This is a genomic window from Aliiroseovarius marinus (genome assembly GCF_004360145.1).
Taxonomy (GTDB): Bacteria; Pseudomonadota; Alphaproteobacteria; order Rhodobacterales; family Rhodobacteraceae; genus Aliiroseovarius; species Aliiroseovarius marinus.
Genome location: NZ_ML178712.1, coordinates 535557 through 550513 on the forward strand (window position 1 = coordinate 535557; position 14957 = coordinate 550513).

The 14957-nt window shown below is 59.2% G+C and carries 17 protein-coding genes; 9 read left to right on the top strand and 8 right to left on the bottom strand.

Annotated features, from left to right (window positions below):
* Complete coding sequence (locus tag EOL43_RS02795; RefSeq protein WP_133485284.1) at positions 1–603, top strand: Smr/MutS family protein; 603 nt, start codon at positions 1–3, stop codon at positions 601–603.
* On the opposite strand, the gene EOL43_RS02800 is transcribed toward EOL43_RS02795, so the two are convergent.
* The 6 genes from EOL43_RS02800 to EOL43_RS02825 form a co-directional block, all read right to left on the bottom strand.
* Positions 600–1691, bottom strand: a complete 1092-nt coding sequence (locus EOL43_RS02800) for an alpha/beta hydrolase (protein WP_133485287.1) — start codon at positions 1689–1691, stop codon at positions 600–602. The two genes, EOL43_RS02795 and EOL43_RS02800, sit on opposite strands and share 4 nt — an antisense overlap.
* A 57-nt stretch (positions 1692–1748) precedes the next feature.
* Complete coding sequence (gene hslU / locus EOL43_RS02805; RefSeq protein ID WP_133485288.1) at positions 1749–3056, bottom strand: ATP-dependent protease ATPase subunit HslU; 1308 nt, start codon at positions 3054–3056, stop codon at positions 1749–1751.
* Positions 3053–3589 (bottom strand): GNAT family N-acetyltransferase, encoded by a 537-nt coding sequence (locus tag EOL43_RS02810; protein WP_338068760.1) that lies wholly within the window; start codon positions 3587–3589, stop codon positions 3053–3055. The genes hslU and EOL43_RS02810 overlap by 4 nt, the downstream gene beginning before the upstream one ends.
* A complete protein-coding gene (gene hslV, locus EOL43_RS02815) occupies positions 3570–4127 on the bottom strand; it encodes an ATP-dependent protease subunit HslV (protein WP_133485292.1) in 558 nt (185 codons plus the stop codon). Before hslV ends, EOL43_RS02810 begins: the two co-directional genes overlap by 20 nt.
* 99 nt (positions 4128–4226) lie before the next feature.
* Entirely contained in the window at positions 4227–5261 is a 1035-nt protein-coding gene (gene hemH / locus EOL43_RS02820; protein WP_133485294.1) for a ferrochelatase, read from the bottom strand.
* 51 nt (positions 5262–5312) lie between these two features.
* Positions 5313–6143, bottom strand: coding sequence for a methyltransferase domain-containing protein (locus tag EOL43_RS02825; protein WP_133485296.1), 831 nt, complete (start codon positions 6141–6143; stop codon positions 5313–5315).
* Positions 6144–6173: 30 nt separating this feature from the next.
* On the opposite strand from EOL43_RS02825, the gene EOL43_RS02830 reads away from it, so the two are divergent.
* From EOL43_RS02830 to EOL43_RS02850, 5 genes are read left to right on the top strand one after another with little or no spacing between them, the layout of a single operon-like run.
* Positions 6174–6890 (top strand): ComF family protein, encoded by a 717-nt coding sequence (locus tag EOL43_RS02830; protein WP_133485298.1) that lies wholly within the window; start codon positions 6174–6176, stop codon positions 6888–6890.
* A 43-nt stretch (positions 6891–6933) separates the two neighbouring features.
* Positions 6934–7191 (top strand): glutaredoxin 3, encoded by a 258-nt coding sequence (gene grxC, locus EOL43_RS02835; protein ID WP_133485300.1) that lies wholly within the window; start codon positions 6934–6936, stop codon positions 7189–7191.
* A 3-nt stretch (positions 7192–7194) separates the two neighbouring features.
* On the top strand, positions 7195–8013 hold the full coding sequence (locus EOL43_RS02840) for a carbon-nitrogen hydrolase family protein (RefSeq protein WP_133485302.1): 819 nt from the start codon (positions 7195–7197) through the stop codon (positions 8011–8013).
* Complete coding sequence (locus tag EOL43_RS02845) at positions 8013–8459, top strand: MarR family winged helix-turn-helix transcriptional regulator (RefSeq protein WP_133485304.1); 447 nt, start codon at positions 8013–8015, stop codon at positions 8457–8459. Before EOL43_RS02840 ends, EOL43_RS02845 begins: the two co-directional genes overlap by 1 nt.
* Positions 8456–9238, top strand: coding sequence for a GNAT family N-acetyltransferase (locus EOL43_RS02850; RefSeq protein WP_133485306.1), 783 nt, complete (start codon positions 8456–8458; stop codon positions 9236–9238). The genes EOL43_RS02845 and EOL43_RS02850 overlap by 4 nt, the downstream gene beginning before the upstream one ends.
* A gap of 3 nt (positions 9239–9241) precedes the next feature.
* Here the strand turns inward: EOL43_RS02850 and ubiG are convergent, their stop codons facing one another.
* A complete protein-coding gene (gene ubiG / locus EOL43_RS02855; protein ID WP_133485308.1) occupies positions 9242–9991 on the bottom strand; it encodes a bifunctional 2-polyprenyl-6-hydroxyphenol methylase/3-demethylubiquinol 3-O-methyltransferase UbiG in 750 nt (249 codons plus the stop codon).
* 53 nt (positions 9992–10044) lie between these two features.
* Here ubiG and pip point away from each other — a divergent pair, with 53 nt between their 5' ends.
* Positions 10045–11034: a prolyl aminopeptidase gene (pip, locus tag EOL43_RS02860; protein ID WP_133485310.1), complete on the top strand. Its 990-nt coding sequence runs from the start codon at positions 10045–10047 to the stop codon at positions 11032–11034.
* Positions 11035–11041: 7 nt separating this feature from the next.
* Here the strand turns inward: pip and EOL43_RS02865 are convergent, their stop codons facing one another.
* Positions 11042–12370 carry a GSCFA domain-containing protein gene (locus EOL43_RS02865; RefSeq protein WP_133485312.1) on the bottom strand — a complete coding sequence of 443 codons (1329 nt, stop codon included), beginning with the start codon at positions 12368–12370 and terminating at the stop codon, positions 11042–11044.
* Positions 12371–12728: 358 nt separating this feature from the next.
* Between EOL43_RS02865 and rimP the strand changes: the two genes are divergently transcribed.
* Positions 12729–13313, top strand: a complete 585-nt coding sequence (gene rimP / locus EOL43_RS02870) for a ribosome maturation factor RimP (RefSeq protein WP_205669507.1) — start codon at positions 12729–12731, stop codon at positions 13311–13313.
* Between the two features lie 2 nt (positions 13314–13315).
* Positions 13316–14941 (top strand): transcription termination factor NusA, encoded by a 1626-nt coding sequence (gene nusA / locus EOL43_RS02875; protein ID WP_133485316.1) that lies wholly within the window; start codon positions 13316–13318, stop codon positions 14939–14941.
* Positions 14942–14957: the final 16 nt, after the last annotated feature.

Consider the following 14957-nt stretch of genomic DNA (forward strand, 5'->3'; position numbering starts at 1 on the left):
ATGGCGAAGCGACCCAAGACACTGACCGAAGACGACAAGGTGTTGTGGAAGAAAGTGGCGGACAGCACGATCCGGCTGCGCCCACCCAAGCCTTCGCGTGAAAAAACAGAGACTATTCCACCTGAACCCATTCAGCCTCCGCCCAAACCGGTCAAGGTCACGCACCCCCGGTTCCGCGTGGGCGAGCGGGCGAAGAAGCCCGGAAATCCGAACGATCTGGCGCCATCCATGCGCGATCATATCGCGTCCAGCCCGGTGGCGATGGACCGCAAAACCTTTGGCAAGATGAAGAAGGGTCGCCTGTCGCCCGAGGCCAAGATCGACCTGCACGGCATGACCATCGCGCAGGCCCACCCGATGCTGACGCGGTTTATCTTGAACGCGATCGATGCGGATCGACGTCTGGTTTTGGTGATTACCGGCAAGGGCAAACACAAGGATGAGGGCGGGCCGATCCCGGTGCGTCACGGCGTGCTACGTCATCAGGTGCCGCATTGGCTGAACACCGCCCCCCTGCGCCAACACGTCCTGCAAATCACCGAGGCCCATCTGAAGCATGGCGGCCAAGGTGCCTATTACGTCTATCTGCGCAGACAACGTTAAGGCGCGTTGTTCGGGATCACCAATCGGGTGGCGTTCTGCACCACCAAGATCGTTCCCGGCAACAGGCCCGGCTGGACCGTCGGGCTGTCGCTGATCGCTGCGGACAGGTTCGGAATACTGTTGATCAGGCGCAAGAATGCGGGCGAGGCGAAGGCCACGTTGTGATCAACCTCGCCATCCGTAAACGCAGACAGGTCCACAAGGGTCACGTCCAGCTCGGCCAATTCGGCGACATCGGTGTTGTTGCCAAGCCGCGTGGTTTGGCCGGTCAAGCGCGCCGACAGCTTCAGCGCGCGGTCGCGGGAGGACGTGAAAATAAAGAATGGCTGCGGCAGCTTTCCGATGCGCTTGGCCTGTTGGCGGAACAGGTCCAGATCAATATCGGGCGAGATCAGAACAACCCCTCCGATCTTGGCCAGCCCCTGTTGGCCGTCGGCGATTGCCATCTGGCGCAAGGCCTCCATCGACAACAGCGCGCCCATCGAGTGGCCGACCAGCAAAACCTCGTCCACGCCGGATTTCGAAACCGACCGCAACGTCGCCTCAAGCCCGTCGCGGGCATAGAGCATCGAGTCACGGTCATACCCGTATCCCAGCGGATGCCCGGCGCTGGGCCAGGAATAGTGGACCGGCAGGAAAGGCAGATCCAGATCCGCATTCAGCTGCGCAAAACGATACAGCCCTTCGGAAAATCGGTTGTTGAACCCATGGACGAACACGGTCGCCGTGCGCTCTTCCCCGCGCCGCCCGCGCAAGGCGCGCGCCATCGCGGCCTCGAACGCGCGGTGCGTGTCGTACTTCTCGTAATTGTCGACAAGGAAGTGTTTGGCGGGATCCGGGGTTGCGCGGTGGGGCCAGTTGACCTCGCCCGGTTCGCGGTCGTCGGGGATCGAAACCCCAACATGCCCGAACAACAACTCCCCACCCCGGTTGCTGGTCGGGGCGCCGTCTTCGTCAAGTTCGCGGGTTGAGGCAACAAAGATGCTTTGCAGATCACCGACTTGTCCGGCGCCCGGGAAATAGGTGATCGTGCCGCGCGGGGCACAGGCGGAAAGCGCCAAAACAACAGAAAAAACCAGAAAGCGCACGGGGCAGGCTCCTTAAATACAGCTACTGAATAGCTGACGAACCCGCCCCTGCCTAGATCAAAGCACGTAACGGCTGACGTCGGTCGAGGTCATGAGCGCACCCAGATGTTTGTCGACGAACGCCTTGTCCACGACCACCTCTTCGCCGCCACGATCCGGGGCCGAGAAGCTGAGTTCCTCGAACACACGTTCCAGCACGGTATAAAGCCGCCGCGCACCGATGTTTTCCACGCTCTGGTTCACTTCGGCGGCGATCTTGGCCAAGGCCGCGATGCCGTCATCGGTGAAGCTGACGGTTACGTCTTCGGTGCCCATCAGGGCGGTGTACTGACGGGTCAGCGCGTTGTCGGTTTCGGTCAGGATGCGCACGAAATCTTCTTCCGTAAGCGCACGCAGCTCGACACGGATTGGCAGGCGACCCTGAAGTTCCGGCAGCAGGTCCGAAGGCTTGGCCACGTGGAACGCGCCCGAGGCGATGAACAGGATATGATCCGTTTTCACCGCGCCATGTTTGGTCGAGACCGTGGTGCCTTCGATCAGCGGAAGCAGGTCGCGCTGCACGCCTTCGCGGCTGACATCGCCGCCGCGATTTTCGGTGCGTGCGCAGACCTTGTCGATCTCGTCCAAGAAAACGATGCCGTTCTGCTCAACCGCTTCTAGCGCTGATTTAGTGACTGTTTCGTCGTCCAAAAGCTTGTCGGCCTCGTCGGAAATCAGCACATCATAGCTGTCGCGCACGGTCATCTTCTTGCGCACTGTCCGCTGGCCAAATGCCTTGCCGAACATGTCGCCCAGATTGAGCATCCCCATACCCTGCCCCGGTTGCCCCGGCACATCGAGCATCTGCATCGGGTTTGAGGTATCGGCGACGTCGAGTTCAATCTCGTGATCGTCCAATTCGCCGCTGCGTAGCTTCTTGCGGAACATCTCGCGGGTGGCGTCACGGGCGTCAGAGCCGGCGATGGCCTCGATCACGCGATCTTCGGCGGCTTCCTCGGCGCGGGCCTTCACGTCTTCGCGCATATGCTCGCGGGTCTGGATGATCGCGGCGTCCACCAGATCGCGCACGATCTGTTCTACGTCGCGACCGACATAGCCGACCTCGGTAAATTTGGTGGCTTCGACCTTCAGAAACGGCGCGCGGGCGAGTTTTGCCAGGCGGCGGCTGATTTCAGTTTTGCCGACACCGGTGGGTCCGATCATCAGGATATTCTTCGGGTAAACTTCGTCACGCAGGTCATCCGACAGCTGCTTGCGACGCCAGCGATTGCGCAGTGCCACAGCAACGGCGCGCTTGGCGTCGTTCTGGCCGATGATGAAACGGTCAAGTTCCGAGACAATCTCGCGCGGGGTAAGATCGGTCATAGGGTGTTTCCTTTCTTTAGGCGCATCAACAGGCAGTCTGCCGTGCGGCCTTCAAATTCTGGGATTGCGGCAAATCCGGCCTTTTCATAGGCGCGAACAGCGCGGGTATTCGCTGGATCGGGATCGATGATGATATCGTCATGCCCAATACCGCGCAGATACGTGGTGAAATCCTTCAGGATGCGTGACCCAAGCCCCTGAGAGGTCAGGTTGTCCGGGCCGATCGATAGATCGACACCCACAGTTTCGGGGGAAAACCACGTTAGCCATGGGTGCTTTATGCACAGCTCTTTGGTCTGGTTGTCGCCGATAATCCAGTACTGGATATAACCGACAGGCGTTTCATTCAGAAAGAACAGAAATGGACGCGTCGAGTCGCGCCCTTCAAGCATATCGACGATCAATTCCAATTCTTCTTCGGGGTCGTCGCCCCACCACTCCCGCCAATGCGGCAGATACATCCACTTGCGCAGCAAGGGCATATCTTCAGGCGTCATTGGCCGAAATGTCAGATCAGCCTGCAATCGTCTCAACCGTCAGGTTTCCGTTGGTATAGACACAAATATCGGCGGCAATCGCCATGGCTTTGCGGGCGATACCCTCTGCATCCAGATCGCTTTCCATCAGGCCCCGCGCGGCGGCCAGCGCGAAGTTGCCACCCGATCCGATCGCGGTCACATCGTGTTCGGGCTCCAGCACGTCGCCCGCGCCGGTGATCACGAACAGATCCTTGCCGTCGGTGACGATCAGCATCGCTTCCAGCTTTTGCAGATATTTGTCGGTGCGCCAGTCCTTGGCCAGCTCGACCGAGGCACGGGCCAGTTGGCCGGGCGTGGCCTCCAACTTGGTTTCCAGACGTTCCAGCAGGGTGAAGGCATCGGCGGTCGATCCGGCAAAGCCAGCCACAACATCAAACCCGCCGGGGGACAGTCTGCGCACTTTGCGCGCGGTACCCTTGATCACGGTCTGACCCAGGCTGACTTGCCCATCGCCTGCAATCACAACCTTGCCACCTTTGCGCACGCCAATGATCGTCGTGCCATGCCAGCCGGGAAATTCCGTATCCGCCATATCGCCTCCAAATTCGGTTTCATCCTATATGGACACGAGTTTTGCGACGCACAAGCATTGGCCAGTGCGAAGCAGCGGTTCTTGCGGATTTAAGGCGGTTTAACTTAACCAGCCGCCCAGATTGCGTTCGGCCACGCCAATCAGCGCGTCGATATGGGCGTCGTCGTCATTCAGGCAGGGAATATAGGTGAAGCTTTCGCCTCCGGCCTCGACAAAGGCCTCTTGGATCTCTTCCTGAATTTCTTCCAGCGTCTCGATGCAATCGGCCGAGAACGCGGGCGCGATGACCGCGATGTTCTTTTTGCCGGTTTCAGCCAGACGCGCGACTTCTTCGACCGTGTAGGGTTTCAGCCATTCTTCGGGGCCAAACACCGACTGGAAGGTCGTGGTGATCGCATCGTCATCCCAACCCAGACGCTCTTTCAACAGGCGAGTGCTTTTCTGGCATTGGCAGTGATAGGGGTCGCCCTGCATCAAGTATCGCTTCGGCATCCCGTGATAGGACACAACCAGAAGGTCGGGCTTTCTATCCATCGAGGCATAGCCCTTTTCCACCGACTGCGCCAAAGCGTCGATATAGGCGGGATCATCGAAATAGGGTTCGATCGTGCGGGACGCGGGCTGCCAGGTTTCCTCCATCAGCGCGCGGAAGAACTGGTCGTTCGCGGTGGCCATCGTGGCGCCTGCATATTGCGGATAAAGCGGGAAGAACAGGATGCGGTCACAGCCTGCCGCGACCATTTCGGACACTTTCGATTTGGTCGAGGGGTTGCCATAGCGCATGCAGAAATCGACCATGACCTCTGCGCCATATTTAGTCTCTAACGCTGCGCGAAGCTTGCCCACTTGCGCCTTGGTGATCGTCATCAAGGGGCTTTCGCCCAGATCTTCATTCCAAATCGACTTATACGCTTCGCCCGAGGAGAACGGGCGTTTGGTCAGGATGATGGTCTGCAGCAGGGGCTGCCATTTCCATGCGGGATAATCGATGACGCGCTTGTCCGACAGGAACTCGTTCAGATAGCGGCGCATCGACCAATAGTCATATCCATCGGGCGTGCCGAGGTTGGCAAACAGAACGCCGACTTTGCGGGCGGGGAGTGTGGGGTGATCCGTGGGCATTTTCATAATCATGGCTACGTCCTTGTTCGCGTCATAGATCACTTAACGGGTATAAACTTTAGGTCAATTGGACAATTTGGTCTCGTCCGTACCCAAGGCGTCGGCCAGGCGGGCGGCGGCGGATCCGGGGCGCAGAGGTTTTTGCTGGCTTTCATCGGGCGCCCAGCCGGTCAGAAAGATCATCTCGAAGCTGGCGGTGATGCGGTTGTCACCTGCTGGGAAATGCTGGGCATAGCGGGTTTTGACATCGTCAAAGAAGGCGCGGTTTAGGGGCGAAATTAGTCTCTGATCCAGCGCATTTCGCTCTCCCATCGCTTTCAGGTCGCGCATCAATGCGTAGCTGTCCGCGTAGGTCACTTGCCGCACAGCGCTGTCCGCGACGGGCAGCGCAAGGCCCGAACGCTGAAGCAGCGCGCCAAGGTCGCGGATCTCGCCCATCGGGACGACGCGGGGGGACAGGCCGCCGGTGTGGGCGACCTCGACCTCGGACAAAATGGCGCGGAGCTCGGACAGGGTTTGCCCGCCAAACATCACCCCCATGAACAGCCCGTCATTGATCAACGCTCGGCGGGATTGGATGATCTGCCCCACCGGGTCGTTGGCCCAATGCAGCGAAAGTCCATGGATCACCAGATCATGCGCGCCCGGTTCCAGTGACAGGATGTCGTCATCCGGGACAATCACCGCGTCGGGGAAGCTTTCGGCCCACACATCCGGGAAACCAGTGACAATCGCAGGCTTGGTAAACGTTCTGTTAACCTCTGTCAGGCGATCCTTTACCTCATCCGCGGCCAATTCCTGCAGGAACATGCCATCCGCCGTCGCGCGGCGGCGGTTCTGCGCCAGTTGGGCGCGGTTGGTCAGCTTGGGCGGTGTGTCGTCAGGCAGTCTCATGACGGCGGACCATAGTTGGAAAGGGCGAAAATGCAATCAGCGCTGCATCTGATCTATCCGCCGCAATGCGTCAGTTGCGATGCGCCGACGGATACCGACTTTGCGCTGTGCCCGGACTGCTGGCGGGATACGCCTTTTATCAGCGGGCTGTCTTGCGATCTGTGTGGCGAGCCGTTGCCCGGTGAAGATGATGGCAGCATCGTGCATTGCGACGCCTGCATGACGCGGCAGCGTCCGTGGACGCGGGGCCGATCCGCCCTGCTCTATCGCGGCAATGCCCGCCGGATGATCCTGGCCTTGAAACACGGAGACCGGCCCGAGCTTGCCCGCAGTTTCGCCCCGTGGCTGGCCCGCGCGGCGGCGGATATTCTGCACGATGACCTGCTGATCGTGCCCATACCCATCCATTGGACCCGGCGGTTGAAGCGGCGCTATAACCAATCGGCCGAGCTGTCGCGAACCTTGGCGCGCGAAACCGGGTTGGAGCATGCACCACAATCCCTGATCCGCCCGCGTCGCACCGCCATGCATGACGGGATGAGCGCAGAGGATCGGTTCGAGAATATGGACAACGCGATTGCGCCACACCCCAAGCACGGCGCAGCTTTGCAGGGACGAGATGTCCTTTTGTTGGACGACGTCATGACCTCGGGCGCGACATTTCATGCGGCGGCGCATGCGGCAATTCGTGCCGGTGCCGCATCTGTGAAGGTGCTATCCCTTGCGCGCGTTGCGCGTGATGCCTAACTGGCTGTAAACCTATCAACAGAACCCCCGTACGGAGCCTCTGATGCAGCCTGTCACCATCTATTCCTCGCCGCTTTGCGGGTTTTGCCACGCCGCCAAGCGCCTTTTGAACAGCAAGAACGTTGAATTTGAAGAAATCAACGTGCTGATGAAGCCTGAGCGCAAACAGGAAATGATGTCGCGCGCCAATGGCCGCCATACTGTGCCGCAGATCTTTGTCGGCGATATCCATGTGGGCGGGTGCGATGATCTGTATGACCTTGAACGCAGCGGGAAGCTTGATCCGCTGCTGGCGGGCTGACCCGTGCGCGTCGCGCTGATCCAGTTTACGGCCGGGGATGATCCGGCCGCGAACCTTGGACCACTGCGCGACATGGTGCGAAAAGCGGCGCAAGACGGGGCCGAGTTCGTTTTGACGCCCGAAGTGTCGAACATCATCTCGACCAGTCGCCGCCACCAACAAGACGTTCTGCACCACGAACAGGATGACCCCACCCTCGCCGCCTTGCGATACGAGGCGCACGCGCTGGGCATCTGGCTGTTGATCGGATCGCTTGCGCTGAAAACCGACGATCCGGACGGGCGCTTTGCCAATCGGTCTTTCATGATCTCTCCGCTTGGGGACATCGTTGCGCGCTATGACAAGATCCACATGTTCGATGTGCAGATCGACGAGACGGAAAGCTATCGTGAAAGCGCGGGCTATCGTCCCGGCGATCGCGCCGTTGTGGCCCAGACCGAGTTTTGCCCGATTGGCATGACCGTCTGCTACGACATGCGCTTTCCGCATTTGTATCGCGCCTTGGCCAAGGCAGGTGCACAGATCATCACCGTGCCTGCCGCGTTTTCACCGGTCACAGGGGCGGCCCATTGGGAAAGCCTGCTGCGTGCCCGCGCGATTGAAAACGGCGTCTTCATTCTGGCGCCCGCCATGTGCGGACAACACGGGTCGAAGCGGTCCACATACGGACATTCGCTGGTCGTCTCGCCCTGGGGCGAGGTTTTGGCCGACGCTGGTGTCGCACCGGGCATCACAATGGTTGATCTTGACCTTGCAGACGTGGGAAGGTCGCGCCAACGCGTCCCATCCCTGACGCATGATCGAGAATTCAAAGGCCCCTGATGTCCGAAAGCTCTGCCGAAACCCTGTCTGTCGCTTTGTTCAGCGAAATGTTCATGGCCGACCAGCTGGCGCGCAACCGTCTGTCGAAAGCGCTGCCCAAGGGTATGGAGCTAAGCCATTTTTCCGTGCTGAATCACTTGGCCCGTGTTGGGGAAGAGAAAAGCCCCGCACAGCTGGCCAAGTCGTTCCATGTCACGCGCGGCGCGATGACCAACACGCTGAACAAGCTGGAATGGGCGGGGCATGTGCATATCCGGCCCGACTGGGACGATGCGCGACGCAAATTCGTCACGATTTCGCCTGCCGGTAAGGCCGCGCGGGATGCGGCGCTGGCAGCGATCACGCCCATCATCTCGAACATGGTGCGCCAGATCGGGGCCGAGAACGTGCGCAACGTGCTGCCGGTTCTTCGTGAGATGCGTAAGATCCTTAGCGATGTTGAATGAACGCGCTTGAGTTCACCACGGACCTGTTGGTGCAAACGGGCCAGTACAGGCTGGACACCCACCCCAATCGCTTCGTGCAGATCACGCCGGACGAGCCGAATTTCTGGTTTGGCAATCGGGTGATTTTCCGCACCGTGCTGGACGGCGCCAAGGCGCATCTCGATCACTTTCACGCCGACCTTCCCGAGGCACGTCATATCTGCATCAGCTGGGACATTCCGGGGCTGGACCGCGCGCAGATCGCGGCGATGTTTGATGGGACCGGCTTGATGGTCGAAGAGGCGGATGTTCTGACCCTGACCGGCCCGCTTCGACGCAGCGCGGCGCCTGCGGGCGTCACCATTCGCCCGTTTCAAGCGCCAAGCGATTGGCACCAGTCCGAGGCGATTGCCAAGGTGCATCACATCGAAGATGGGCTACCTGAGGCTGGATTAGACACGTATTTGGCCGGGCACAGCGCCACGCGGCGGGCGTTGATTGCGCGAGGACTGGGGCAATGGTTTGGGGCGTTCAAGGGCGATACGTTGGTCGGCGATATGGGGGTATTCCACGACCAAAACCTGATCCGGTATCAGTCGGTCCAGACCCACAAGGACCACCGGCGGCAAGGCATTTGCGCGGCGCTATTATGTGCCTGTCTGGATTGGGCCACATCTCGTGCGCCAGAGGCGCTTCCGGTGATCGTCGCAAATGCCGACAGTGATGCTGGGCGGCTCTATCGTCGCGCCGGATTTGCTTTGGCGGAAACGACGATTTCTGCCTATCGGCCCACGGAATAGAGTCTATTTCGGCTTAACCGAGGTCATCGCGTAGTTCACCGAAAGATCTCGTGCCGACAGCGACCAGCTCCACGCGATCGGATTGAAGACCATGCCCATGCGATCCACCACATTCAGACCTGCGGCAGCGATCAGGTCGGCCAGCTCGTCCGGCGTTATGAATTTCGACCATTCATGGGTGCCTTTGGGCAACCAGCGCATCACATGCTCGGCACCGATGATGGCAACCATATAGCTTTTCGGATTGCGGTTGATCGTGGACGCGACCATCAACCCGCCGGGCTTCAACAGTTGTTGGCACGCGGTCAGATAGGCCAGCGGGTCGGCCACGTGCTCGACCACTTCCATGTTCAGAACCACGTCGAACTGCTCGCCCGCGTCCGCAAGGCTTTCGGCAGTGCAATTGCGGTAGTCGATGTCCAGACCCATCTGCTCGGCATGGAGCTGTGCGACCGGAATGTTACGCGGCGCCGCATCCGCACCAATCACTGTGGCACCCAGACGTGCCATCGGTTCTGACAGCAACCCACCACCACAGCCGATATCCAGCAGGCGCAGCCCTTTGAACGGCTCGACATCGTTCAGATCGCGGCCAAATTCAGCAGCGATCTGGTTTGTGATATAATCCAGACGCACCGGGTTCATCATGTGAAGCGGTTTGAACTTGCCCGTGGGGTCCCACCATTCGGCGGCCATCGCCTCGAATTTGGCGACTTCGGCGGGATCGACGGTGGTCTGGTTATCGGCAGTCATCGGATACCTTCTTTCTGATGGCGGGCGCGTCGTGGGCATTATATAGAGGTCTCATGGATAAGGCCGCAGGAAAAAACAGCGCAGCCGCAAGGTTGTATCCTCCGATCGACCCGTTTGATCGGCATATGGTGGATGTGGGCGACGGCCACAAGATCTATGTGGAACAATCGGGCAATCCAGACGGCATTCCGGTTGTGGTTCTGCATGGCGGTCCGGGGGGTGGATCCTCGCCCGCGATGCGCCGGTTTTTCAATCCACGGCTCTATCACATCATCCTGTTCGACCAGCGCGGCTGTGGCCGGTCGCGCCCGCATGCGAGCATCGACCATAACACGACGTGGCATCTTGTGCGCGACATTGAACAGATCCGCACCCTGTTGGGGATTGATCGCTGGATCGTGTTTGGCGGAAGCTGGGGCGCGACGCTGGCTTTGATTTATGCACAGGCGCACCCGTCTCGCGTGGCGCATTTGGTTCTGCGCGGCGTGTTCCTTGCCACGAAGTCCGAGCTTGACTGGTTCTATGGCGGTGGCGCTGGGCGCTTCTGGCCCGAGCTGTGGGACCGTTTCGAGACCCTGATCCCCGAGGCCGAGCGCCACGACATGATCACCGCCTATCACCGGCGTCTGTTTTCTGGCAATTATGCCGAGGAAGCCCGCTTCGCCCGCGCTTGGACGGGGTGGGAAAACGCACTCGCCTCGATCCACAATATGGGCGTGACGATTGACAGCCCGGCGGAATATGCCCGCGCCTTTGCCCGGCTGGAAAACCATTACTTCCGGCACGGGGCGTTTCTGGATGAAGACGGCAAGATCCTGCGTGACATGGAACGGATCGCGCATATCCCCGGCACGATTGTGCAGGGCCGCCACGACATGATCTGCCCGCCGAAAATGTCGTGGGAACTGCACCGCCGCTGGCCCGCGTCCGATCTGCGGATGATCCATCTGGCCGGCCACGCCCTGTCAGAACGCGGCATCGCGGACGAGCTGGTGACCACGATGGAGAAGCTGGCAATCAAGCGCGAGGCGTTGGGGGTTTAGCCCCAACTTATTTTGCGTTGCTTTTCAACGTCTCGGCCCATTCCTGTTCGGTCGGGAATTTTGCGACATGTTGCTCGATCAACTGTGGAACAAGGTCATCCGATTTTATCAGTCTGGCCAGATTGATCGCGGTTCGCCCAGCAGCTTTCGAGATACCCGCATCCATGCCCATGACCTTTTGGAAGACGTCCAAAGCGTCCTGCTGGCGCCCGGCCGAGCGCAGAGACCGCGCGTAGAGCCACATGATTTCAGCGTTGTCGTCAAAGTCTGGCTGTTTGGCTTCGATCATGTCGATGACCTTCTCGTATTCGCGATTGTCAAAACGCGCTGTGGCGTGGCCCCTGAGATACAAAAGCTCTTGCTCGGGGGAAGGTCCGAAATAGGCCAGAAGCACATCCGCCATGATACGGTCGACGGTTTCCTGCCGGACATGGCGGAAATCCCGATTGCCCCAGGCGAACTTGCGATCAGTCAGCGTGACATATTCGTAGCTGGGGAAGTAGGTCGCCTCGTGATTGGCGACAAACGCCTCGACTGCGGCGCGTTGAACGGATTTGGAATAGCAATTGGCGACCAGCACGTCATCCGACCGGAATGTCGACGCAAGACCGACCGGGGAAACAGTGAACAGCATTTTGGGCGCAGGGGTGCTGCGCGACGAAAGCAAGCTGTGGATTTCTTCCAGCGCTGCGTAGACATCGTTGTAGTCGAGCAGGTGGAATTCGAACCGTCCGGGGTATTGAAGCGTCAGCGGCTTTGGTGGTGCTGTGTTCAGGTAGACCTCGTTTTCGGTGTCATACCAGCATTCGACCAATCCCAGCGTGATGATAACCAGGTCGGCCTCGCTGGCGCGGGCAAAGCTGGCGTTGAAGCCAGACCTGAACGCCAACATTTCGTCAAGCGGCCCCGAAAGCTGCGCAGAGGCCGACACCTGAAGATCATAGTAAAGCCCGGTCTTTTTGTCTTCGACCAGAAGCTTTTCAAAGTCCGGCTTTTCGTCCCCAAGTGCCCACCGGAGTTCGTTCAGAATCGAGTGGACGGTGTATTTGTTGAACAGCTGCGACACCTGCGTGACAGCCTTGGGTGTCGGGATATTGGTAGGGCTGGAAATGACGTTCGCACCGATGAACTTCAGCGATTTTTCGACATTTCGGGCAAAGCACGAGCCGGATGCAAAGATTGCTGCATCCTTATCCAGCGACGAGTCCCCCGCGAAATGCGGTTGCGCATAGGGTGACAGACGTTCGGCGCCGCGTGCCTCGGACGGATAGACCCTGTTTTTGTTGGCTAACAGTCTCTTGAAAACAGTGTCTGCCGACATCTTCTCAATTGGCATTCCGAACTCCTAATTAACTGGATGCGCTGCGCCTGAATACTGGCGTTGGCTTGGCTGGATACTTTCACAGGTCAATCGGGTTGAAAAGGCACCTGATAAACCCCGCCCTGCGCCCCACAGGTAGCTGGGTATTTGAAAGCACCCGATCATCAGGTTCGAGATCATCGAAGACTGGCGCCCCACCGGCAAAATCACGGCGCTTTTCCTGATCGCAAAGAAGCCAAGCGCGTAAGGCTTGCAGACTCAGGCGCTTTCCCCTATATGCCTTTTCAACAGCGGTGCTTTGGCCTCCACCCCCAAAGCTCCACCGGAAAATCCGACGGGCCCGCTGGCCCGTTTTTTTGTTTTGGAGATACGTGTGAGCAACCTTGTTGCGAAATCCGCGATTGACCGTCGTCTGGCTGAAATTGTCAGCCCCGTGATCGAAGACATGGGGTTCGAATTGGTGCGTCTGCGTCTGATGGGCGGCAATACGCCCACGCTGCAGATCATGGCCGAACGTCCCGAAGGCGGGATCGAAGTGGATGATTGCGCCCAGATTTCGACCGCGATCAGCGCGATCTTGGATGTCGAAGACCCGATTGAAGACAACTATACGCTTGAAGTTGGCTCGCCCGGCATCGACCGCCCCATGACCCGTCTGAAAGATTTCGACGCGTGGTCGGGCTATGTTGCCAAAATCGAAACGTCCGAGATGATCGACGGGCGCAAGCGCTTCAAGGGCACCCTTGCAGGCGTTGAAGGAAACGAGGTTCTGATCGAGATTGAGAACCACGGCGAAGAGGTCACCATTGGCCTCGACTTTGACTGGCTGGCCGATGCCAAGCTGGTTCTGACCGACGAACTGATCCGCGAGGCGCTGCGTCAGCGCAAGGATGCGGGCCAGATCGACGAAGCCCAATTTGATGAAATTCAAGAAATCACCGGTTCCGAGGAGGACTGAGAATGGCAATTACCTCTGCTAACCAGCTTGAGCTTCTGCAAACCGCCGAGGCCGTCGCCCGCGAAAAGATGATCGACCCCGCGCTGGTCATCGAAGCGATGGAAGAAAGCCTGGCCCGTGCAGCCAAGTCGCGCTACGGCGCGGAAATGGACATTCGCGTGTCCATCGACCGCAAGACCGGCCGCGCCACCTTCACCCGCGTGCGCACCGTTGTCGCCGATGACGAGCTGGAGAACTATCAGGCCGAGTTCACCGTCGAGCAGGCCAAGCAGTACATGGAAAACCCCGAAGTGGGCGACGTGTACAGCGAGGAAGTGCCGCCGGTCGAAATGGGCCGTATCGCCGCCCAGTCCGCCAAGCAGGTGATCCTGCAGAAGGTGCGTGAAGCTGAACGTGATCGTCAGTACGAAGAGTTCAAAGATCGTGCCGGCACCATCATCAACGGTCAGGTTAAGCGCGAAGAATACGGCAACGTCATCGTGGACGTGGGTGCTGGCGAAGCTATCCTGCGCCGCAACGAAAAGATCGGCCGCGAAAGCTATCGCCCGAACGACCGTATCCGCTGCTACATCAAAGATGTGCGCCGCGAAGCCCGTGGCCCGCAGATCTTCCTGTCGCGTACCGCTCCGGAATTCATGGCCGAGCTGTTCAAGATGGAAGTTCCGGAAATCTATGACGGCATCATCGAGATCAAAGCTGTGGCCCGTGACCCCGGTTCGCGCGCGAAGATTGCCGTGATCTCGTATGACGGTTCGATCGACCCGGTTGGTGCCTGTGTTGGTATGCGTGGTTCGCGCGTGCAGGCCGTTGTGAACGAGCTTCAGGGCGAGAAGATCGACATCATTCCGTGGAACGAAGATCAGCCGACCTTCCTTGTAAACGCCCTTCAGCCTGCTGAAGTGTCGAAGGTTGTTCTGGACGAAGAAGCCGGCAAGATCGAAGTGGTTGTCCCCGACGAACAGCTGTCGCTGGCCATTGGCCGCCGCGGTCAGAACGTGCGTCTGGCGTCGCAATTGACCAACCTGGACATCGACATCCTGACCGAGGCCGAAGAAAGCGAACGTCGCCAGAAAGAATTCGCTGTGCGCACCGCTTTGTTCATGGAGACCCTTGATCTGGACGAGTTCTTTGCCCAGCTATTGGTCTCGGAAGGCTTCACCAACCTGGAAGAAGTCGCCTATGTCGAACTGGACGAACTGCTGGTCATCGACGGTGTTGACGAAGGCACCGCGCAAGAACTGCAGACCCGCGCCCGCGAATATCTGGAAGCTCAGGCCGCCAAAGCGCTGGAAAATGCCCGTGCGATGGGTGTCGAAGACAGCCTGATCGCGTTCGAAGGACTGACCGCTCAGATGGTCGAAGCTTTGGCCGAAGACGGCGTGAAATCGCTGGAAGACTTCGCAACCTGTGCTGACTGGGAACTGGCTGGCGGCTGGACCACCGTGGATGGCGAGCGCATCAAGGATGACGGTTCGCTTGAGAAATTCGGCATCACGCTGGAAGAAGCTCAGGACATGGTCATGACTGCCCGCATCATTCTGGGTTGGGTCGATCCTGCTGAACTGGAAGCCGAAGCTGCTGAAGGTGAAGAAGAAGCTGAAGCCGCTGAAGAAGGAGCCGAGGCCTGATCCTCGGGCCTCAGAG